Below are 22,512 nucleotides of genomic sequence, written 5' to 3' on the forward strand. Positions count from 1 at the left end.
TAATTTTATTCCTTAATAACAGCTGAAAAGCATGCGTCAATTGTTATTTATCTTATTATCAGAATATTATATGACAATAAAAACCATCATGTGTTTACATGCTAAAGAGAAAAAGTTATAGTCCATATTTATTTCAAACAATAAGCAAATCAACCAAAAAACAGGGAAGGAAGCCGAAAAACCCTAAAAAAGAGTAGGTAACAAATCAACCAATAAGTTATGACTAAAATTTCTAACGTAGAAAACGGGGCTGTGTACGAAGGGTACGACAGTCTTGCTGCCTCACAGTGGTGTACCCCATCATTTCTGGGATGTAGCGCGTGTGTCTCTGCCAGTGCTGTCAAAGGTCAGGTTACGATCACAATAGAATTAAGAACTCCTTTCGGAAATGTATCTAAAAGCTTTAGTTTTAATAGTAATGTAAGTTTTACATGGCAGCCTTTTAGTAAATTCAAAGTTACCATAAGCATCGCAAACTTCAATGAAGCCGGCGGTGTTTTTAGTTTTGATTTGGCTCTGAATCCTTGCATCGACATTCCGTTTTATGGATGGAAATGCTTTAATTTCAGCCACACATTCTCTGTGCCGTTATTAGTAGCAGGCATCGAAAGTGATATTGACGATTCTCATTTTACAAGTTTGTTAACGTTACACGCTAGTGGTGCTTTAGATGCGGGATGTCACTGCGATGATACGGCTACTCCGTTGTTGAAAGGTGATATTTACAACAACTATCTTAGCAGCCAGGCCGCTTTTCCAACCATACCGGTTACTAAATGCTTTCCGATACCAACTGTACAATGCATTCCAACTATTACATCATGTGTAACAGGGATATCCCCTATTTGTCTTACACAGCAAGATACTGGTGCAAATGCAGCGGCAATACCTACACTACCGGTAAATCAATGTATCCCTACAGTGTCTTGTATTCCTACTGTATCTTGCATCCCAACGGTATCGTGTACCGGAATCCCGTTTATTTGTAATGGTGTCGCTGCTCAAGCTGGAAATACTGCCAATGCGGAAGCTAGAACATTAGTTTGTTTTCCAACATATCCTCCGGTATGCAGACAACTAAGTGCTACCGATGCAAATGCTGCTGCAATACCAACATTACCTGTAAGTCAATGTATTCCTACAGCATCTTGTATTCCTACTGTTTCTTGCATTCCAACGATATCTTGCACAGGAATCCCTTTTATCTGTAATGATGCTGTTCAAAGTACTGGCGGTGTAAATGCGGGACCACCACATACGGTATTGTGTTTTCCAACATTGCCAATGGCATGTAGACCAACAGGAGCTGTTGCTGATGCAGCTGCAATTCCAACATTGCCGGTAAATCAATGTATACCTACGGTATCTTGTATTCCTACAGTGTCTTGTATCCCAACGGTATCGTGCACCGGAATACCTTTTATTTGTAATGGTGTTGCTGCTCAAGCGGGAAGTACACAACAAAGTACTTATACACTTTATTGTGCCCCAACTAGTCCTATAGTATGCAGACATTTAGGCTCTGATTATCAGGGTAATGCTGCTGCAATACCGACATTACCGGTAAATCAGTGTGTGCCTACTGTATCGTGTGTTCCAGCCTTGTCTTGTATCCCAACGGCATCGTGCACCGGAATACCTTTTATTTGTTAATACTATTTAATTTTAAAAATCGCAGGGTCTAAACAATCCTGCGATTGTTTTTTAATCCTTAAATCTTACGTAATGCAATTAACTCCAGAAACCGTATATCAGTATCTACATAAACGTCAACTTATTGATGAAGAGGCAGTGATTAAAGGCAATTTTATGGTACATCCGGTAAAGACCAGAAATACCATCATGAAAATAATAGTCCGCCCTGAGAATTCTCTTTTTGTGAAGCAAATGCAAAAAGATATCGTTAGTGACGGTTTATTTCAAAGAGAAATCAGTACCTATACTTTATTTAAAAACAATGCAGAATTTTCATCAATTGCAGCTGTTGTTCCTAAACTATTGGATTACGATGATACGGCTAATATAATGGTAACCGAACTGTTATATGATGCAAAAAACTTATATGAGCATTATATGCTTACCAAAAACTTCGACTTAAACCTTGCCCGCGAGCAAGCTGTTATATTATCAGCATGTCATGTTGTACCTGAAGACAAAACAAGTGCATCAATGTTTCCAAAAAACCTGCCGTGGGTATTACAATTGGATAAATACGATGCCGATCAATTTTTTGTAAACAATGAAGCAAGCACTTCTATTATAAGCCTGATAAAAGAGAATCAGGTCCTGCAAAACGCATTAATAAACTTGGCGATATCTTGGAATTACACCCACTTGATACACGGTGATATCAAATGGATCAACTTTATGATTACTCAAGATGAAAAAGGTTTCACACAAAAACTCATCGATTGGGAACTTGCTGACATTGGCGATCCGTTGTGGGATGTTGCCGGACTCATGCAATCGTATATCAGTGTTTGGCTCCTTGGATTTGATAATAACGACCCTGCTGGTTACCAATTACCGGAGTATATGCAAGCTTACGATATCAAAAACACCCAATCTTCGGCACAGGCTTTCCTTTATGAATATATGGCCATACAAAAATATCCTGAATCGTATTATGGTACTATTTTGGTAAAAATAATACAGCTAACAGCTGCCAGAATTATTCAGACGAGTTTAGAAGGAATTACTTATAATTCAAAAATTGAAGCAAATAATATGCGTTGTATTCAATTGGCATTCAATATCATGAGTGATCCTTTTAACGCATTACAGGAATTGTTTAATATAAAACTACAACAAGATTATGTTCCAGGATAAAACCATTGTTAAAGAACTTACGCGACTGATTAGTCAACTTCATATTTCGGACTCTTTTCTCCAATTTAGAGAAAAACAATATGCTATTACGCCTGAGAATGCAATGAGCAGTCTCATTAGCATATTGTATTCCGAATGTTATGCCTTAAAAGAAAGCTATCAGTCAGGTCAGAAGGAAAGAGCGCTCCATTTTACGGACTCTAATGACTCTTTTTTAGAATTGCTTTCTCAGAACAATCTAAGTAAAAACAGAACAGAAAAGGATTGGATTATAAAAAACATACATCCAAACGGGTATTTAGAAGTAACAAAACAGAGCGAACTACAAGTCATACATGTTTCTCATTTAGTAGATGTCCCGTCCGGATCAACTGCAGAAATTGGGCAAACGGTTTCGGTTTTGTTTCCAAAAGAAGACAGACAGAGGCAACCTACTTTTTATTATGTTTTTAGCGATCAATCGATGAATCCGTTTCAAAGTTTCACGAGAATATATTGGAATTGTAACAGCGATGGTGCGCCAAAACTTATAAAAAGCATTACTGAAAAACTAAACTATTATTCGATTCCGTTTCTCTTTAAATGCCTTAATCACCCTGATTTGTACTTTCGAAGGGACGCAGCAGTGCTTTATATAGAAGAGACTATGATTCCTATAATCAAAATGTTACTACCTGAAATTTGTAACGAAATGGAAGATTACCTTGAAGAAGATGTGCCTCTTTTTGCTTATCCGTATGCCAAAGGAGTTGGTATAGCTGAAAGTCCAAATGAGAATGAAAGTTTCGGAATGAACAGAGTAACGATACTAGCAGAAACACTCTTCCGAACTACACACAAAAAACTGGTGGCTACAGCTGTTGTTAACGAAATTGGAAGCGCTTTTCTACAAAGAGGAATAGACCCGAAAACGACTTTTCTCAATAAAGGAACAAAAATACTATTCAATTAAAAGCAAGAATTATGGATCAGACCAATAAAAATATTTTCCTTGAAACGGCATGGAATATCGGAACTAATTTAATGAAAACCAGTATCTGGCATAATAAATCCTGTACCTGGCAAGGGTATTCATTTGAGCCTTTGAATGGTACGTATCAACCGGTGATCAGAACTTTTGGACCGGATGTTTACTCAGGTACAGCGGGTATTGCTTTATTTTTGACGGCTTTGTATACGGAAAGAGAGGACCCAATTTTGCTCCAAACAATAGAAGGCAGCGTTGAACAAATGAAAAGTACCATGTATACTGCTATTAATCACGGATTCTATGCCGGAAAACCCGGCATTGCTGCGGCATTAATCAAAATTGGAAAAGAATTAAACAGAACAGATTGGGTACAAGATGGACTTGATTTACTTGATAGCATTCCTTCTGAATCGCTTCAATCCTATGAAATTGATATTATAAGTGGCGCTGCCGGAACAATACCGGTGCTGCTGGATGCCTATACTGTTTTTAAAAAACCGGAATTACTGGATAAAGCAATTGCACTAGGGCATTTATTGTGTAATGCGGCGGTTAAAAACAATACCGTTTGGTCATGGGCTACGGTTCCATCCCAAAAAAATCTAACAGGTTTCTCACACGGCTCTTCAGGGATAGCTTTGGCATTATTGCAATTGTATAAAGTAACGGGAAACCCCACATTTATGGAAGCTGCTGAAGGTGGTTTTAATTACGAACGCCAGTCTTTTGATAACACACAACAAAACTGGCCTGACTTTAGAGACGATGTGGTCGCAAGCACCACAACCAATGTATGCGGATTAGCCTGGTGCCATGGAGCTCCCGGGATTACAATTTCAAGATTAAAAGCCAATCAATTAGATTCAAATCCTGTTTTTACAAACGAAATGAATATTGCACTCGCAACTACCGCTAATTCAGTTTATCAGGGGCTAATGGAAAATCTGACGAGTACCAACTACTCGATTTGCCACGGTATAGCCGGAAATGCGGATATTATGATGGATTGTGGAGGAATTGAATACCAACAACTGGCAGAAGCTGTCGGGAACGCCGGCATTAGCAAATATCCAAACAATAATATGCAATGGTCTACAGGATTAAGTAGCGGACAGTATACGCCGGGACTGATGATGGGGATAGCAGGAACAGGGTATTTTTATCTTCGCTTACTGAATAAAGATAAGCATAAAAGTGTGTTGCTGCCGCAACTTGGGTTGACTTAGGGAGCTAATAACCACTTTGTAATTAACTTATAAGGTGATATAGTAATTACAATTCCGAACTTCTGTTAAATTTGAGCAAGTAAAAACTTAAATGAGACAACAATTTATTTAATTTGCCTCCAGCTTTAGCTGGAGGTATATAGATAGAGAAGTGTAATTGGCTTTAGCTAAAATAAGTCGCTAATTTGGCTTAAGCCATTAAATCTTTAAATTAAACTATAGTCCTCCAGCTAAAGCAGGAGGCAATGGAAAATAATGCTTCTATTCTTTATAAAATTACAAACTACTTATTATCACTCATAATTTCAGATTTATTCTGAGCATATTCATAACCTTGCTCCCACCACACTTTCATAACTTCTCTATTAAAAATCAAAGCGTTATTTGTGAGTTTTGTCGGTGTGTAGTATAGATTTAATTTTACATTTTTATTACTGGCCATTAGTTTTCCAATTGCGATATCATGCTTTTCTACCTGATCCAGAGCAATTCGAAATAAGTCAATCATCAAGGAAAACGGGTTTTTGCCGATAACCATTTTATCCATATTAACTTCGGTTTCCAGAATGATCACATCAATTTCGGTTGCGCCACGATTTATGGCTTCGCGAATGGGTACCAAACTAGAGAAACCGCCGTCTCCATATTCATAATTGTTCTTGGTTACTAAACTCATAAACGGAATATAATTGCTTGAAATCCAAGTCCAGTCGCAAAACTCTTCGTAGGTACAGTCTTTAACGGACTTGTATTCTGCCTCGTTTTTGGTTAAATTGGTAACAGTAACAATAACATCACTCTTAAGTTTTTTGAGTTTATTGAAATCGGCTATCGAAAAATTGTTTTTGATGTATTTTTGCAGTCCTTTACTCTCTCCAAAAGTCCTTTTCCCTCTAAAAAATTGACGTAAAACATTAAAATGATTGATGGTTACGATGTCAATTCCGTCTTTGACTTTTACCACAAATGGACAAATATTAAAAATTTTGGACATGGTAACATTGGTGTAAACCCAGTGGATTTTTTTCAAATGCCCCAGAGCCAGATGCGGAATTAACAAACTCCCGGTTGAAGTCCCTAAAAACATATCGTATTCGTGTCTCTTCTCTTCTATTAAATATTGTGCCACACCACCCGCAAATGCTCCTTTACTGCCTCCACCTGAAATAACCAATGCTCTCATAAATTTAATGTAGGTATTATTTTTTTATTTAGAATGTGGGGAGAAAATAGAGTATAGAACATAGAATATAGATTGGGGTGTTTTCCTTGCTCTACATCCTAATATTCTATGCTCTATATTCTTTGTTCTATATTCTTTACTCCTTTAATAAACGATTCAATTGAAACTGTTCATCGGATGTCAAATTAGGCAAAATTCTTTCAAACGACGCACGCATTTCCAAATTTTTTAATAAAATCCTAATAGAATCTCTTCCGAATTTTGAAAATTGCCACATATGATGCGTTGTCGCACCTACTAAATTTGTTAAAACAGTATCGTTTATCAATCTAAAAGCAATTAATTTTTCTAACGCATTTTGTCTTGTTGTTGCTTCGTATTTTGTGGATGAAAAACCAATCAGCTCCGTAACTAAATCTTCCGGATTCTCGCTGTAATCTCGTGTAGATAAAGCCAATGAAAGCCATAGTGTACGAAGATTATAGTCATTAAAACCAATCCAATTCTTTGATTTGTTCAGGTATTCAGTCTGATGTTCGGGGAAACTTTTCCATAAACTATAGAGGGCGATTTCCTGAGTTTGGTACGATTTGTCATCAAGCAAAGTTTCATAGGTGACTCTGAAATCTTCCGGAATTTGATTAAAATTACCCGCAACTGCCTGACGAATCTGTACATCATTACTTTGCATAGCGATTACTAATAATTCCTTTTTAGCATCATATTTATCATTTTCTATTTGATTAACAATAGCTTCTTTTACAGTGTGGTAGATGTCTGAATTTAAAGTTTTAATTAAGAATTCTTTCTTTTCTGATAAAGGCGTTTTTTTTAGTTTATCCACTTCCAAACGAACTTGAATTGCTTTGTTTTTGCTCAATAAAGCATTAGCGGTTGCGGTATCAAAAGCAGTTGATTCTAACCAGGTCTTCTGAAATTTATCCAAATCAAAATCGGATACTTTTTTAATTTCATCAAAGAAATTTTGCGTATTTACATTTTGATAAGCGTATTTTTTGAGGTAACTTTTAATGGCTTTTTTAAAGGACTTATCACCTATTGATTCGTGCAGTACGAACAACGTCCAAGCTCCTTTTTCGTAAAAGGTTAAAGAACTTGCCTTGGCATTTAAAACCGGAATTGTATCTGTTCTTGAGGCAAACTTTAATTGCTGTGCGGTTTCGTATAATTTAGAATAAAAGTAATCCTCACCATAAATATCCCTTTCGGCAAGTAAAGCATAATAAGTCGCAAAACCTTCCTGAAGCCAATGATGTGTGCTGCTTTCGGCCGTAATCAGGTCCCCGAACCAATGATGTGCCAACTCATGTGCGTCGACATTGGTATAATTTCGGTCTTCAAAACCGGTGGAATCAATAACGTAACGCGTTGCAAAAAGTGTGGTTGTTGTGTTTTCCATTCCTGCATACAAAAAATCACGAACCGGAATTTCTCTGTAAATTCCCCACGGATACCCTACTCCTATTTCTTTTTCCAGAAAATCGAAAATGCGTTTCGAATAACGATAAGTAGGTTCAAAACGATCCAAATCCTTATTCTCCAAATAATACTCTAATGGAATGTTTGTTTTAGATTTGAACTCTTTTTTATCATATTTACCAACCGTAAGCATCAATAAATAAGAACTCATTGGCTTTTTCATCTGGTATTGCCATTGAACCTGATTGTTATGCTCTGTTTTATTTTTCAAGATTCCATTCGAGACTACCTGATAGCCTTTTTCATAAGTAACTTCCATATTAAAAATTACTTTTTCATTTACATCATCAAAACTCGGAAACCAATTACTGGTGTATCTCCCCTGGCCCTGCGTCCAGATTTGCACTTCTGAATTTTCAACAGCAACAAAATACAAAGCTTGTTTGGGTTTAACCGAGTAGTTAAAACGAAGCTGCTTTTTGCCTTTTTCAAGATTATCAATGATTTGCAATTGTTTGCCTGTGTTAAGAAAAATCACTTCTTTTCCGTCGATTTCAACATTGGTAAATTCCATGTTTTTCGCATCAATTTTAATTGTATCTACAGCTTTCAAGACTTCAAAATCGTACGTAACGCTACCAGAAACAGATTTTTCCTTGGTATCTAATTTTAATTGCCCTGAAACGGATTTAAAATCGACGAACTGGGTTTGCTGTGCAAAAGCGAAGCTGGTAATAAAAAGAAGAAAGTATTTCATTTAAAATTTGAATTTATGGGATCCGTCTCCCAATTTCTAGGGTTGTTTTTTATGTAATTATAGATTTTATCAAAGGCAATATGGTTTCTAACAATACTATCGTGATAATTGGATTGCCAGATTGATGTTTCATTACCGATTTGTTTTGTTGTGACCGATTTAAAAATCGCAACAAATGATGAAATTGAATTTGGTTTTCGGGTTAATTTGATTTTTTTGGGGTTATTGTGGTCTTGTTGTGGGGCCGATTTTTGATCGTGATTATGTTTTGAATCATGTTTCGAATCATGTTTCGAATCATGTTCCAAATTATCTTCCAAATTACGTTCCCGTAGAGACGCACTGCTGTGCGTCTCTACACTGTGCGTCTCTACATCGTTCGTTTCTGCGTTAGAAATCGGATTATTTTGGATTTCAATCAACAAATGAATATGATTTGGCATGACCACCCAATTATGGAAGAACCAATTTTTCCGAATTGAAATTGATTTTTTCAATTCGGTTTCAATAATTTCTCCATTGTCGTTTAATTTCATCACTTCATTTTCAACTGTGCCAAAAATGGACTCTCTATTCTGAGTCACTATTGTAATAAAATAGATTGCATCACCGGAATAATCCCAGTTTTTCAATCTGTTAGAATCAGTTTTGTATTTATTCTTAAATAATATCATTTCTTGAGGCGTATAATAATCTCAAAGTTACAAAGGTTTCGCCAACAAATCGAATGAATTTTGTATGTTTACTACAGAAAATTACAACAAAGTGTCAAAGCCAATAAAAGCCTTATTTAACTGGAGCAGCGGAAAAGATTCTGCTCTTACCTTATACAAAATTTTACAGAATCCGGAGTATAAAATCGAATGTTTGCTAACCAGTGTCAACGAGAAATACCAACGAATTTCGATGCATGGTGTACGCATTGAACTTCTCGAAGCACAGGCAAAAAGTATAGGTATTCCACTAAAAGTACTGCAGGTTCCGGAGATGCCGACAATGGAAGTGTATGAAAACGTAATGACCCAAACTTTAGAGGAATTAAAAAAGGAAGGAATTACGCATTCTGTTTTCGGGGATATCTTTCTGGAAGATTTGCGAAAATATCGTGAGGATCAATTAGCGAAAATTGGTTTTCAAGGTGTTTTTCCAATCTGGAAAATTCCAACAAAGGAATTGATCCAGGAGTTCATTCAACTTGGATTTAAGACAATTGTAGTTTGTGTAAATGAACGCTATTTAGACAAAAGTTTTGCCGGTCGTATTATCGATCAGGATTTTATCAATGATTTGCCTGAAAATGTAGATTTATGTGGTGAAAATGGTGAATTTCATACCTTTACATTTGATGGTCCGCTTTTCTCTAAACCAATTGATTTTGAAATTGGCGAAATCGTTTACCGCAAATATGAAAGGCCAAAAAAGGATGACTCATCCAATACTGCCTGTGATACGAATACGACCGATGCTTTCGATTTTGGATTCTGGTACTGCGATTTGATTCCTAAATAAACTATCTAAACTGAGGCCAGATTTTAAATTCACGAGAGTTTATTATTATTCTAATGCAAAAAAAATAGATTATGGATATACTGATACGTTCTATAAAATTCCCCATTGTTTTTGATGTAGACAAACTCAAAAGTGATCTTTCTAAAATAATGAATAAAAAATGGGTAGCGCATTACAATACCAATGATTATTCCGGAAAATGGACTTCGGTTGCCTTGATGTCTACAGACGGGAAATCGGATACTATTTTTGCTTTACCCAATACTGACGATGCCATTAAAGAAACCGAGATTTTAGATTCCTGTACCTATTTTAAAGAAATTTTAGATGGTTTTCTCTTTGAAAAAACCGCAGTACGCCTACTCCAACTGGCCGTTGGTGCAGAAATCAAGCCGCACTCCGATCATTGTTTGGGGTATGAAGATGGTTCTTTCCGATTGCATATCCCAATAATTACCAATCCTGATGTCGAATTTATTCTGGACGGAAAACGTCTGATCATGGGTGAAGGAGAATGCTGGTATATCGACGCTAATTTTGAGCATTCTGTGGCAAACAGAGGCGATCAGGATCGTATACACCTAGTAATTGACGGAGTTCGAAATGAATGGACTGATGCTCTTTTTTACAAAGAAGCGGCAGAAAATCAATTTAAGAAGCCGGCTGTAGTACTTAAAAAAGAGGAAAAAGAACTTATGATTGCCCAGCTACGTCTTCTAAATACACCAACAGCAAATGAAATAATAAAAAACTTAGAGCTATAAAATCTAGGTTTTTAAAAACGACTGTTTTAAAGTAATTGTTTTTGTAGCTGTTGCGCTATTTCTTTTAAACATTAAAATTCAGACCAATAAAGATCTATTTATGTGAGAAACTGCTATGTTGTTATTCTTAATTCAAATTAGGTTGAAACATCGATCCAAGTTGATAGTTGCCATTTTCCATTTTTTCTTTTGAAAAAGTAATCGATATAAATACCATTGTTAATTCCGCGCTGTTGGATTACGGCCTCCTCTTCTTTTAGATGTATCACTTGCTTATAATCCATGCTCTGCGGTTGCACGTCCAGATTAATATTGCGGTACTCCTCTTTAGTAATTAAGTAATCAACTAATTCAAAATCGTCGTTATTTATTTTAACTTTCAGCGGAAAATGAATTCTATCTCTTTGAAAAAGGGAATCGTTACTAAATATTTTTAAAAAAGAACTAAAGTCTTCTTGTTCATTTTTACTTTCGACGACGGCAGGTTTTTTTTCTTCTACTCTAACAGATTTTTTGGTTTCTTCTCTTGGAACAGAAATAGTTTGCAATACATCATTCCTTTTGCAGCTTACAAATGCTACTAATAAAAAAAAGAAAAATATACTTTGTGAGATTTTCATATGGATTATTCTTCTTTATACATGTTCAATAAATTAGTTACCGTATTCCAGTTTCTAATCGTTGCCGTTACGTTTAGTTTTTTCTCAATATATTTTTGATCAAATCTTGTCTTTCCTGCTCCAACCGCGTATTTAATAAAAATTCTGTTCCCGTCAATACTGGCTTCATCAGGTTTAAACTGACTAATTTTAAGATCATTTATACTCTCGCTTTTCAAAGCAATTGAGACAAAAGCAACGTACAGTTTTTTAGTGTCGACTTCTTTTTCTTTGAGAAAAGGGCTGTTTTTGAAACAATCATCAAGGTCTTTTTTGGTAATCACTACCGTCGGAACTTCATGTCCGAAAACTTTAAAGATTTCTTGTTTTATCTGAAAACCCACTGCCGATGCGCTTTCTTCCGGTGTATCTACAAATACATTTCCGGACTGTAAGTACGTTCTAACATTTTGAAAACCTATATTTTCAAGCATTGTCTTTAATGCTTCCATTTTCATCATATTATGTCCCGAAACATTTATGCCGCGTAAAAGTACCAGATGTGTTGTCATTGTCTTTGAATTTTGTTCAAAGATAAAAAAATCAATTGCAATAAAAATGGAGCCGGACTCAATTATAGTTTTACGATTAGGATTAAAAAAAAGATATCAAACTAAAACGGCTTGAAATGTAGATGAAAATGTCCCAATTATATAAAAATACAGATGTCGATACAATTAATAATCAACTGTCTATATATTCGCGTTTTGGCTTTGCCAGATTTAACAAACGTCAATTTCTTTCCTACAACAACTGACTTTTCAAGACTGGCAGATTTTTAAAATTCCCAATTAAAATCTATCTTCGTATTTCTAAAAGAGAAAAAAGAAGGTACTCGTCAGCATGCGGCTTACAATCTTAAAGTTATTCTCTAAAATCTATTTGCAATATTCTAAAAACGTAACGCCAAAAAATGTCCAATAATCTCCTTGAAACTCCTATCGAATACTTAAAAGGTGTTGGTCCCAATCGGGGTCAATTGCTGCGCAAGGAACTGGGGATTCATAAGTATGGTGATTTAGTTAACTTTTTTCCAAATCGTTATATTGATCGAACGCGATACTACAAGATAAATGAACTTCAAAATACGGGTTCTGAAGTTCAGATTATTGGGAAAATCATCAACATCAAAACGGTTGAATTTGCAAAAAACAAAAAACGCCTGGTTGCTACCTTTGTTGATGATACGGGCCAAATTGATTTAAATTGGTTTCAGGGACACAAATGGGTTCGCGAAAGTTTAAAGCTGAATGAAGTTTGTGTCATTTTTGGAAAATGCTCTTTGTACGGGAGTCAATTTAGTATGGCGCATCCTGAGATCGAACCTTTAAATGAACATGAAAAAAGCCTCCGTTCTGCCATGCAACCGGTTTATCCTTCAACAGAAACGCTGACAAATCGTGGTATTTCTAATCGAACGATCAATAAATTAATGGAGCAGCTGTTTATTGAAACGCAGGCTTTGTTTACAGAAACATTTCCTTCTTATTTAATTGAAGAGTTGAAATTGATTTCAAAAAAAGCAGCGCTATTCAATATTCATTTCCCGAAAAGCACTGATGCTTTGGCGAAAGCGCAGTTTCGATTAAAGTTTGAAGAGTTGTTCTTTATTCAACTGCAATTAATCACCAAAAATCTAATTCAGAAACACAAAATAAAAGGCCATCCCTTTACAAAAGTGGGAGAATTTTTTAATGAATTCTATCAGAATCACTTGCCTTTTGAATTGACCAATGCACAAAAAAGAGTTATAAAAGAAATCCGTTCCGATATGGGAAGCAATGCCCAAATGAACCGATTATTGCAGGGTGATGTGGGGTCCGGAAAAACTATTGTAGCTTTTATGAGCATGTTATTGGCGATGGACAATGGTTTTCAGGCGTGTTTGATGGCGCCTACAGAAATTCTCGCCAACCAGCATTTTATCGGATTGTCGGAGTTGGCTAAAACTTTAAATATCAACATTAAAATACTTACCGGTTCAACCAAAACGGCAGCCAGAAGAATTCTGCATGAAGAACTTGAAAACGGGACTTTGCATATTTTAATCGGGACACACGCTTTATTGGAAGACAAAGTCAAATTTAAAAACCTAGGTTTAGCGGTAATTGATGAACAACATCGTTTTGGTGTCGAGCAACGTTCTAAGTTATGGAAGAAGAACGAGATTCCGCCTCATGTTTTAGTAATGACCGCCACCCCTATTCCAAGAACGCTTGCGATGAGTCTTTATGGTGATTTGGATATTTCTGTAATTGACGAATTACCTCCCGGAAGAAAACCCATTCAGACCGTACATCGTTTTGACAGTAATCGTTTGAAAGTTTGGAAATTTCTTAGGGATGAAATCGCACTGGGAAGACAAATCTATATCGTTTATCCGTTGATTCAAGAGTCTGAAAAAATGGATTATAAGGACTTAATGGATGGTTACGAGAGTATTTCACGTGATTTTCCATTGCCACAGTATTCGATTTCTATTTTGCACGGAAAAATGAAACCTGCAGATAAGGATGCTGAAATGAAGCGCTTTTCAGAAGGAAAAACGAATATAATGGTCGCAACAACCGTGATTGAAGTTGGGGTAAATGTACCCAATGCAAGTGTAATGATTATTGAAAGCGCGGAACGTTTCGGATTGTCCCAATTGCATCAGCTTCGGGGTCGTGTAGGACGTGGTGCTGAACAAAGTTATTGTATTCTGATGACTAGTCATAAATTAAGTGCCGACAGTAAAACCCGAATGGAGACCATGGTGCAAACCAATGATGGCTTCGAAATTGCCGAAGTAGATCTTAAACTTCGTGGTCCCGGAGATTTAATGGGGACGCAACAAAGCGGTGTTTTAAACCTTCAAATTGCGGACATTGTCCGTGATCGTGATATATTGTCTTTAGGTAGAAACTATGCAATGAAGATTTTAAAGGAAGATTCGGCCCTTCAAAAACCGGAGCATGCTATTTTGAAAGCAGTCTTTATTGAACTAACTAAGAAGAAGAATATCTGGAATTATATTAGTTAGTTTTTTTTAAGGTGCTAAGTTACTAAGATGCTAAGTTTCTGAGAATCTGGGGTATTGTCTTGGTTTTAGTTTCTAAGTTATAAAAAGAGATCTAAAAGTTACGAAGTGATTTGCAACAACTGTTTTGTTTAATTAATTGAAAAATCCGCAGAATCCGCAGAATCTGCGTGAAAAAATAGCATTAACTTAATGACATTGTGCTTCATCTGGAGGTAAATGATTGAGAGGTGCATCTTTGGTTTTAGCTAAAAGAACTGGGGTATAATTCGGCTAAAGCCATTAAATCTTGAACTATTTGTAATCCTCCAGCTGAAGCAGGAGACTATTCAAAATGATACTTTTGCAAATATTTTAATTTTTACTGGAAATTTACATTATTATAATTCAGAAATGAGGTATAGAATGATTCCAACGAGCAAAATTTCTTTTGCGGGATTTTGCTACTACCACGTTTAGATTCACCCCAAATCTTAGCCCCTCAGAACCTCAGTAACTCAGAAACTAAAAAAAATACACTCCAAAGTATCATCTTAAACGGTCGAGATTTAAGTCTAAAATAGTTACATAAATTAGTAAGCTTAATAGAGTTGGGGCAAAAAAAGCATTCCTATTTTAGAACTGATACAATGAAGCGTATAGTAATTTATTCTACGCTATTTTTTGGTTCCGTTTTTCTTTTCGAAAAAGCCGTTAAAAAAACCTTTGCTTACTTTATTTTTATCATCTTTTCCGGTGGCTACAAGATGATCTACATATTCGGTGTACGTTTTTTTACGTTCTTCCAAAAAACCGATCAAATATTCCTCAGACGCATGAAGTCCACTCGCCTCTTCGATATGGATTAGTTTTTTGTATAGTGGTTCTATAAACTTAACGATTACTTCTTCCGGAACCGATTTTCGGGTTCCAAAGTACCCTACAATTTCTCCGTCTGAATCTGAAACAATTTTAAAATCTGTGATTACCCAATAGTATCTTCCGGTTTTAGACATGTTTTTGACTATAGCATGTATATTTTTATTACCCTTAATACTATCCCATAAAAATTTAAAAATAACTTTTGGCATATCCGGATGACGGATAACGTTGTGGGGCTGTCCGATAAGTTCAAACTCATCGTAGCCCGATACATCAATAAAAGCTTCGTTAGCATACAAAATAGTTCCTTTTGTATCTGTTTTGCTTAGTAATACTTTGGTTTTATTCCAATCAACTTCTCTGTCTGATGGATTCGGGCGGGTAATTCTGGTATCCATAAATCTCGTATTTTAAAATTAATATGCGACTCTTTTGTTGTGCATAAATAAATGCGCTGCGTATTAAATAGTATTCTAGTTCAGTTCTTCTTTTAAAATAGTTAACAAGCCTTTTGTTTTCTTAAAAACGGCTTCGAGCTCTTCCTCCAGCCAATCCGGCAAGGTGGCGTCGTTGGCCAGTTTTAAATGCTGAATATCATTTGCAATATGAACGATCTTTTTATATTGAAAATCTAAATTTATAGCATTATGATTATCACTGTGTTGGTTAAAAATTCGGGCAACTTCCTTTCCAAAATCAGTTTCTGTTATTTTATCAAATGAATTTACAGCTACGTCTTCTTTAAGGAAACTGTCAAACGATTTTTTTAAAGAATCGAGCATTGCATTGGTTGATTCAAAATCATATTTCGACATAAGATTAAATTTAAGTTATAATGGATTGAATTAATACCTACTACTAAATACAACTTAAAGTTAATTTGAAACTCTGGTAGCCGATTTACCGTGAATGTCATTAACCAAATCATCTATTTTTTTGGCACTTTCACGCATCATTTCCAGGTAGTTTAATAGTTTATCATTATCAGTATGTCCTTTTGAGGCATCAATAAGTTTTAAAACCGAATCTACCGGAAGTCTTAAATCTTGTGCTGTTCTGTAAACAAAAACATTAAATTCATTATTAGAAGACAGTGTGCTGTATTTTGCAGAAGCCAATTTCATGTTTTCCAATTCATACTCATCTGATATTTTTGAAATGTGATTCTGGCTGTGTTCTTTGAAATAATACGCCCAATACCCATTCATTAAAAATACAACTGCAGCTAATACTACGTGAATAATAAAAGTTTCTAAATCGAAATTTACCTGAGAAAAATACAACTGCAAACCTTTTGGATCATTAAAAACAGCATTCTGCATATAAGCCAGAGCTCCATGATGCAGAACCACCAAAAGCGTAAGCGGAATTTGCAATTTCCAATTTTGATAAATAATTAAAATGGTACTGGCGATAAATACGGTAAAGTGCATTTCAAACAAACCATGCATCTGATAAATGTATTGCGCCATAAAAATTGCCAACACTACAGACAAAACATACTGGTAAAAGTTCGATTTTTTAAAAAAGAATTTTGCCGAATAATACAACAATAAATTAATGACACCTACTCCAACCCCAATTTCAAATGTATCGTACTTAAAGGCCAGGGCAATTCCGAGAAGAAAATAGGCTGCAAGCACATAATTAATAATCGTGTCTGACTTTTGTGTCATTGTTGACATAAAACTGTGTAGGTAATCTTGTTCATTCAAACTTGCTTTTGATTTCATAATTTTGGGTAATTTAGGTTGAGGGTTAGATTTATTTAGTGCATTTTGGTAACGAACATCCGTAAGCTCTCAGAGCTAAAGCATCAAATGAAGGGGTCTTGGTTTGTTTGAGCAAAGAATCAATTGCCATTTGTGCATAATTACTGTCGGCATTAGTACAATATCTGGTCTTATTGTAATTCCCTCGGTAGTATAAATTCTGTACAGGATCAATTATAACAGCTTGCGGAGTGGAGAAAACACCACACTTTTTGGCCATCGCTTCATCAAAATAGACAGGGATTTCAGCATCGAATTTTTTCTGTATTTCTTCAATCGTAAAATTTTTGTGTTTGTTTAAGACCACAATTTTAAAATTAATACGGTCACCATACTTTTTGATTAGTTCGCTAACGTGTGGTATATTAAATCGTGAACAAGGACAATCCGGATTAAAAAAATGAATAAATACAGGTTTGTTGTTGGTAACCCAACATTTCCCTAAGTCAATTCGGGAACCCATAGCAATGGTATGATAATTTTTAGGAATCGGAGTTGGCAAACTGTATTTGAACTCATTCTGCCAGAATAAAACAAGAATTGCGGAGAGCAATAAAGAAAACCATAAGCCAAGGAGTATTTTTTTTGCCATAAATAAGTAGTTTTGGGTATATAATTCTAATGATGTCTAAACAACTGTTAAGTAATTGGTTTTGTATAAAACTAATTTTAACTTAAAAACAAATAAAAAACCTACACATTTACACGCTTAACCCCTAAAAACATTAATATTATCACAAAAAACCGATCATTTTGTTTAAGCTTATCAATGTTACGAATAAAATCGATAAACAACAAAAAAAATCAGTTAAAATGCAAATTTTGCTTATTAGATAAGAATTACCTTATTTTTTGTTTTATTTTTAAGCAAAATTACTTGCGTAAAAACCTACAAAAAATACAGCTCATTAAAACATTTCTAAAAGTTTTGTTAAAAAACATGTTTTTCAGATCGTGTCGTTAAACCAATCATCTAAATCAGCATCTAAATCCAATTATTCACATCAACTTTATAAAATGACCTATTTTCAAAAAACAGCCAAAAATCGGCGCCAGAACAGCTCTAAGTCAATTTGAATAATAGTAAAATACTGTTTTTCAATGACTTAAATTCAATGTAAAGATTTGTACATACAAATGTTAAATAAAAGCTAACGCCATTTGGATTCGCTCCAAAAAGTTAAATTTGTACACTTACTAAAAACACTTACCCAAAAAATCTATTTACCTCAATTTTATGAAAGTAAAAAACCTAGTTTATGCCCTTCTGATTATCGGACTTGGAGGGTTTATTGCCTACCGAGTTGTATCTAATAAAAGTAAAAACGAAGAATCTAAAAAATTCGGCGATAAAGACAGTCCAACTACCGTAACAGGAATAGTGGTAAAAACGGCCACTTTTGATAATAATCTGTCCTTATCGGGTTCTATTGAAGCTAATGAACAAATAGAAATTCGAAGCGAAGTCTCCGGTATTGTTGAAAATATTTACTTTACTGAAGGTACTTTCGTAAACAAAGGTCAGGTACTTTTTAAGGTAAATGATATTGAGTTAAAAGCGCAATTAAGACAAGCTGTTACCAGAGAAAAATTAGCAGCGGAAAACGAAAGAAGAGCCAAATTACTACTCCAAAAAGAAGCGATAAGTCAGGAAGAATTTGATGTTGCCAATGCAGATTATGCATCAGCACAAGCTCAAAGCCAATTGATCAGAGCGCAGATTTCAAAAACAGCTGTAAAAGCTCCTTTCTCAGGGAAAATTGGTTTGCGTTCTATTTCTCCGGGAACGTACATCACCCCTACTATACTGGTGGCAAAATTAGTGAACACAGGAAAATTAAAAATTACATTTTCAATTCCTGAAAAATATGCCTCACAAGTAGTGTCGGGTTCTAATATTGATTTTACAGTGTCGGGCTCAACAAAAGTTTATACAGCCAAAATATACGCCATTGAACCTGAAGTGGCTGTAGCAACACGTACTTTACAAATTCGTGCCATTGCAGATAATATCGACGGAAAACTTTTGCCGGGTACTTTCGCAGATGTGCAATTACCTCTTAATATTATCAAAGATGCGATCGTAGTTCCTTCAGAAGCTATTGTACCTGTTCAAAGTGGTAAAAAAGTATATATCGCAAATATGGGTAAAGCCAAAGAAGTTATGGTTGATGCTACCACAAGAACAGATGCTTCGATTTTGATTTTATCCGGATTAAAAGCGGGTGATACGCTGCTGACAAGTGGTGTGATGTCATTAAAAAATGAGGCTCCAATAAAAGTTAAAGTAAAATAATTATAGATTTTGAAAATCGGTTTATGAGATAACAATCGAAAACCAACTACTTAAAATCTAAAATCTAAAAATCATAATGAGTTTATCTACTACTAGTATAAGAAGACCCGTTTTAACCATTGTACTGAATCTTTTGATTATTTTGTTCGGTTTTATTGGTTACACTTTTCTGGGTGTTCGCGAATTTCCTTCCATTGATCCGGCACAGGTTTCGATCAGAACCAATTATACCGGAGCCAATGCTGATATTATTGAATCCCAAATCACAGAACCTCTTGAAAAGGCTGTAAATGCCATTGACGGAATCAGAAATATAACTTCTTCCAGTAATCAGGGAAGCAGTAACATTACCATCGAGTTTAATCTGGACAAAGATCTGGAAGAGGCTGCAAATGACGTAAGAGATAAGGTTTCTCAGGCCGTGAGAAGTTTGCCGCAGGATATTGATGCTCCGCCCGTAGTTTCTAAGGCTGATGCCGATAGTGATGCGATTATTTCGATGACCGTACAGAGTGACACCAGAAGTGCTTTAGAATTAAGTGATTATGCAGAAAATGTAATTTCACAACGTTTAGAAACGATTCCGGGAGTTAGTGGTGTGCAAATCTGGGGGCAAAAACGATACGCCATGCGTTTATGGATAGATCCGGCAAAACTGGCAGCTTACGGTTGCACAGTAGCGGAAGTTCGAAATGCTTTAAACGCGCAAAATGTGGAGTTACCTTCCGGAAAATTGACCGGAAATAACACTGAACTTACAGTAAAAACGGTTGGAAATCTCTCTAAACCGGAAGAATTCAACAATATCATTATTCGTACCGACGGTGATATCATTGTCAGGTTAAGTGACATTGGTGGTGCTGAATTAGGTCCGGAAAACATAGAGACAAAATTGAGCCAATCAGGACTTCCGATGATTGGTTTGGCTATTGTTCCAATGCCGGGGGCCAATTACCTGGATATTTCGGCTGAATTCTATAAAAAATACGATGCCTTAAAAAAGGATCTTCCAAAAGACATCAAACTTAATATTGCGCTGGATAATACTATTTTCGTTAAGAAATCAGTACTAGAGGTGGCGGAGACTTTAGGAATTTCAATTATCCTGGTAATTATTATCATTTACCTGTTTTTTAGGGACTGGGCCATTGCATTCCGTCCTTTAATCGATATTCCGGTGTCTTTAATTGCGACATTTTTTATCATGTGGCTTTTTGGATTTTCAATCAATGTACTGACTCTTTTAGCTATTGTTTTGGCGACAGGTTTGGTGGTAGATGATGGAATTGTGGTAACGGAAAACATCTTCAAAAAAGTAGAAGAAGGCATGTCGCCTATTGAAGCGGCTATTAAAGGATCAAACGAAATCTTTTACGCTGTAATTTCGATTTCGGTGACTTTGGCGGCTGTGTTTTTACCTGTAATTTTCCTGGAAGGCTTTGTCGGCCGACTCTTTAGGGAATTTGGAGTTGTAATTGGTGCTGCTGTATTAATTTCGGCCTTCGTATCATTGACTTTAACGCCAATGTTGAATGCTTATTTAATGAAAGGTGGAGAACAAAAAAAATCAAAATTTTATATTAAAACAGAACCTTTTTTCGAAAAGCTAAACAGCGGTTATGCGGATGCTTTAAACCGATTTATGGCGAAAAAATGGATCAGTTTCCCGATTCTAATTGCTTGTTTTGGGTTGATTTATTTGTTTTTTACGATACTTCCAAAAGAAACCGCTCCTTATGACGACCGTAGCTCGGTAACCATGCGTATGACAACTCCTGAGGGCTCTTCGTATGAGTACACGGACCGTTTTATGCAGGAAATATCAAGATTGGTAGATGATTCTATTCCGGAGAAAAAAGTGAGCTTGGTGATTACCGCGCCTGGTTTTGGAGCTTCTGCAACAAACACCGGTTTTATCAGGCTTTCATTAAAAGAACCAAACGAAAGAAAACTGTCTCAAAAAGACATTGCGGACAAATTAACAAAATGGACGAAAAAATATCCGGATGCTAAAACATCTGTGATTCAGCAACCTACTATTGCCGTAAACAGACGTGGTGGTTTGCCGATTCAATACATCATTCAAGCGCCGAATTTCGAAAAACTAAGAGAAAAAATACCTTTGTTTATGGAAGAAGTAGGTAAAAGTGATGTTTTCTCTATTACCGACGTGAACTTGAAATTTAATAAACCCGAAATCAACGTTAGTATCGATCGTGCCAAAGCCGAGAGTTTAGGAATTTCTATTATTGATATTGCGCAGACTTTACAGCTTTCTTTAAGTGGTCAGCGTTTTGGTTATTTCATTAAAAACGGAAAACAATATCAGGTTATTGGTCAATTTGATCAGAAGGACCGTTCTAAGCCTCTGGATTTAACTTCTATGTTTGTTAAAAACAGCAAAGGAGAGCTTATTCAGATGGACAATGTTGTGAATATCGAGGAACAAAGTAATCCGCCTCAATTGTATCACAATAACCGTTATATGTCGGCTACTGTTTCTGCAGGTTTGGCGCCGGGCAAAAGTATCAGCGATGGTATTCAGGCTATGGATCAGATTAAAGCTAAAGTTTTAGATGATACTTTTACGACCGATTTAAGTGGAGAATCACGAGATTTTGTTGAAAGTAGCTCTAATACTTCTTTCGCGTTTGGATTGGCTTTGCTGTTGATCTTTTTAATTCTTGCCGCTCAGTTTGAAAGTTTTATCGATCCGCTTATCATTATTCTTACAGTGCCAATGGCTGTTGCAGGTGCTCTATTCTCTTTATGGTTATTCAATCAAACCTGGAATATTTTTAGTCAGATTGGAACGGTAATGCTTATTGGATTGGTAACTAAAAACGGTATTTTAATTGTTGAATTTGCGAATCAGCTAAGAGAGCAAGGAAAACCGAAGCTGGAAGCTATTTTAGAAGCATCTGAAGCGCGTTTGCGTCCAATTCTAATGACGAGTTTGGCGATTGCTTTAGGGGCTTTACCAATTGCAATGTCACTTGGAGCGGCATCGACGAGTAGAATCGGAATGGGAGTTGTTATTGTGGGTGGAACTATTTTCTCTTTGGCTCTAACTCTTTTTGTGATTCCGGCAATTTACCTGATGTGGTCTAAAGCCAGAAAACACTATCCGGAGTTTGATCATATTGACGAATACGAAAAAGAAAGTAAATAATTTATTAGTCAGGAATTCACTATTACCAAAGTTTGAGCTGGTGAATTCCTGTCAA

Annotated in this window: 18 protein-coding genes; 9 read left to right on the forward strand and 9 right to left on the reverse strand. The window is 35.8% G+C overall.

What is annotated here, in order from left to right; all coding sequences use genetic code 11:
- Window positions 1-219 precede the first annotated feature (219 nt).
- From AB674_RS07280 to AB674_RS07295, 4 genes are all read left to right on the forward strand, one after another.
- Window positions 220-1,653: a hypothetical protein gene (locus AB674_RS07280; RefSeq protein WP_047775236.1), complete on the forward strand. Its 1,434-nt coding sequence runs from the start codon at window positions 220-222 to the stop codon at window positions 1,651-1,653.
- 72 nt (window positions 1,654-1,725) lie between these two features.
- Window positions 1,726-2,829, forward strand: a complete 1,104-nt coding sequence (locus tag AB674_RS07285; protein WP_047775238.1) for a phosphotransferase family protein — start codon at window positions 1,726-1,728, stop codon at window positions 2,827-2,829.
- Complete coding sequence (locus tag AB674_RS07290; protein ID WP_047775239.1) at window positions 2,816-3,781, forward strand: T3SS effector HopA1 family protein; 966 nt, start codon at window positions 2,816-2,818, stop codon at window positions 3,779-3,781. Before AB674_RS07285 ends, AB674_RS07290 begins: the two co-directional genes overlap by 14 nt.
- Window positions 3,782-3,792: 11 nt before the next feature.
- A complete protein-coding gene (locus AB674_RS07295) occupies window positions 3,793-5,025 on the forward strand; it encodes a lanthionine synthetase LanC family protein (protein WP_047775241.1) in 1,233 nt (410 codons plus the stop codon).
- Between the two features lie 283 nt (window positions 5,026-5,308).
- On the opposite strand, the gene AB674_RS07300 is transcribed toward AB674_RS07295, so the two are convergent.
- The 3 genes from AB674_RS07300 to AB674_RS07310 form a co-directional block, all read right to left on the reverse strand.
- On the reverse strand, window positions 5,309-6,208 hold the full coding sequence (locus tag AB674_RS07300) for a patatin family protein (RefSeq protein ID WP_047775243.1): 900 nt from the start codon (window positions 6,206-6,208) through the stop codon (window positions 5,309-5,311).
- Window positions 6,209-6,344: 136 nt separating this feature from the next.
- The gene (locus AB674_RS07305; protein ID WP_047775245.1) at window positions 6,345-8,405 is read right to left on the reverse strand and encodes a M1 family metallopeptidase; all 2,061 of its coding nucleotides are present in this window, start codon (window positions 8,403-8,405) and stop codon (window positions 6,345-6,347) included.
- Complete coding sequence (locus AB674_RS07310; RefSeq protein WP_047775247.1) at window positions 8,402-9,079, reverse strand: transposase; 678 nt, start codon at window positions 9,077-9,079, stop codon at window positions 8,402-8,404. The genes AB674_RS07305 and AB674_RS07310 overlap by 4 nt, the downstream gene beginning before the upstream one ends.
- 64 nt (window positions 9,080-9,143) lie before the next feature.
- On the opposite strand from AB674_RS07310, the gene AB674_RS07315 reads away from it, so the two are divergent.
- Together AB674_RS07315 and AB674_RS07320 are read left to right on the forward strand one after the other, a co-directional pair.
- On the forward strand, window positions 9,144-9,914 hold the full coding sequence (locus tag AB674_RS07315; RefSeq protein WP_047775250.1) for a diphthine--ammonia ligase: 771 nt from the start codon (window positions 9,144-9,146) through the stop codon (window positions 9,912-9,914).
- Between the two features lie 71 nt (window positions 9,915-9,985).
- The gene (locus tag AB674_RS07320; RefSeq protein WP_047775252.1) at window positions 9,986-10,678 is read left to right on the forward strand and encodes an aspartyl/asparaginyl beta-hydroxylase domain-containing protein; all 693 of its coding nucleotides are present in this window, start codon (window positions 9,986-9,988) and stop codon (window positions 10,676-10,678) included.
- A 137-nt stretch (window positions 10,679-10,815) separates the two neighbouring features.
- On the opposite strand, the gene AB674_RS07325 is transcribed toward AB674_RS07320, so the two are convergent.
- Both AB674_RS07325 and AB674_RS07330 read right to left on the reverse strand, forming a co-directional pair.
- Complete coding sequence (locus AB674_RS07325) at window positions 10,816-11,298, reverse strand: DUF4348 domain-containing protein (RefSeq protein WP_047775254.1); 483 nt, start codon at window positions 11,296-11,298, stop codon at window positions 10,816-10,818.
- A gap of 5 nt (window positions 11,299-11,303) precedes the next feature.
- Window positions 11,304-11,849, reverse strand: a complete 546-nt coding sequence (locus AB674_RS07330; RefSeq protein WP_047775255.1) for a DUF1697 domain-containing protein — start codon at window positions 11,847-11,849, stop codon at window positions 11,304-11,306.
- Window positions 11,850-12,250: 401 nt separating this feature from the next.
- Here AB674_RS07330 and recG point away from each other — a divergent pair, with 401 nt between their 5' ends.
- Window positions 12,251-14,359 carry an ATP-dependent DNA helicase RecG gene (gene recG / locus AB674_RS07335; protein WP_047775257.1) on the forward strand — a complete coding sequence of 703 codons (2,109 nt, stop codon included), beginning with the start codon at window positions 12,251-12,253 and terminating at the stop codon, window positions 14,357-14,359.
- A gap of 653 nt (window positions 14,360-15,012) precedes the next feature.
- On the opposite strand, the gene AB674_RS07340 is transcribed toward recG, so the two are convergent.
- The 4 genes from AB674_RS07340 to AB674_RS07355 all read right to left on the reverse strand — a co-directional run bounded on the left by AB674_RS07340 (window position 15,013) and on the right by AB674_RS07355 (window position 17,581).
- Window positions 15,013-15,615, reverse strand: a complete 603-nt coding sequence (locus tag AB674_RS07340) for a PAS domain-containing protein (protein ID WP_047775258.1) — start codon at window positions 15,613-15,615, stop codon at window positions 15,013-15,015.
- A gap of 75 nt (window positions 15,616-15,690) precedes the next feature.
- On the reverse strand, window positions 15,691-16,032 hold the full coding sequence (locus tag AB674_RS07345; protein ID WP_047775260.1) for a hypothetical protein: 342 nt from the start codon (window positions 16,030-16,032) through the stop codon (window positions 15,691-15,693).
- Window positions 16,033-16,092: 60 nt separating this feature from the next.
- Window positions 16,093-16,950 (reverse strand): hypothetical protein, encoded by an 858-nt coding sequence (locus AB674_RS07350; protein WP_047775262.1) that lies wholly within the window; start codon window positions 16,948-16,950, stop codon window positions 16,093-16,095.
- Between the two features lie 31 nt (window positions 16,951-16,981).
- Window positions 16,982-17,581, reverse strand: a complete 600-nt coding sequence (locus AB674_RS07355) for a peroxiredoxin family protein (protein WP_047775264.1) — start codon at window positions 17,579-17,581, stop codon at window positions 16,982-16,984.
- 645 nt (window positions 17,582-18,226) lie between these two features.
- On the opposite strand from AB674_RS07355, the gene AB674_RS07360 reads away from it, so the two are divergent.
- Both AB674_RS07360 and AB674_RS07365 read left to right on the forward strand, forming a co-directional pair.
- Window positions 18,227-19,285 (forward strand): efflux RND transporter periplasmic adaptor subunit, encoded by a 1,059-nt coding sequence (locus tag AB674_RS07360; protein WP_047775266.1) that lies wholly within the window; start codon window positions 18,227-18,229, stop codon window positions 19,283-19,285.
- A gap of 76 nt (window positions 19,286-19,361) precedes the next feature.
- Window positions 19,362-22,457 carry an efflux RND transporter permease subunit gene (locus tag AB674_RS07365; protein WP_047775267.1) on the forward strand — a complete coding sequence of 1,032 codons (3,096 nt, stop codon included), beginning with the start codon at window positions 19,362-19,364 and terminating at the stop codon, window positions 22,455-22,457.
- The last annotated feature ends 55 nt before the right edge of the window (window positions 22,458-22,512 follow it).

Source organism: Flavobacterium sp. ABG (assembly GCF_001027725.1).
GTDB classification, from domain to species: Bacteria; Bacteroidota; Bacteroidia; order Flavobacteriales; family Flavobacteriaceae; genus Flavobacterium; species Flavobacterium cupriresistens.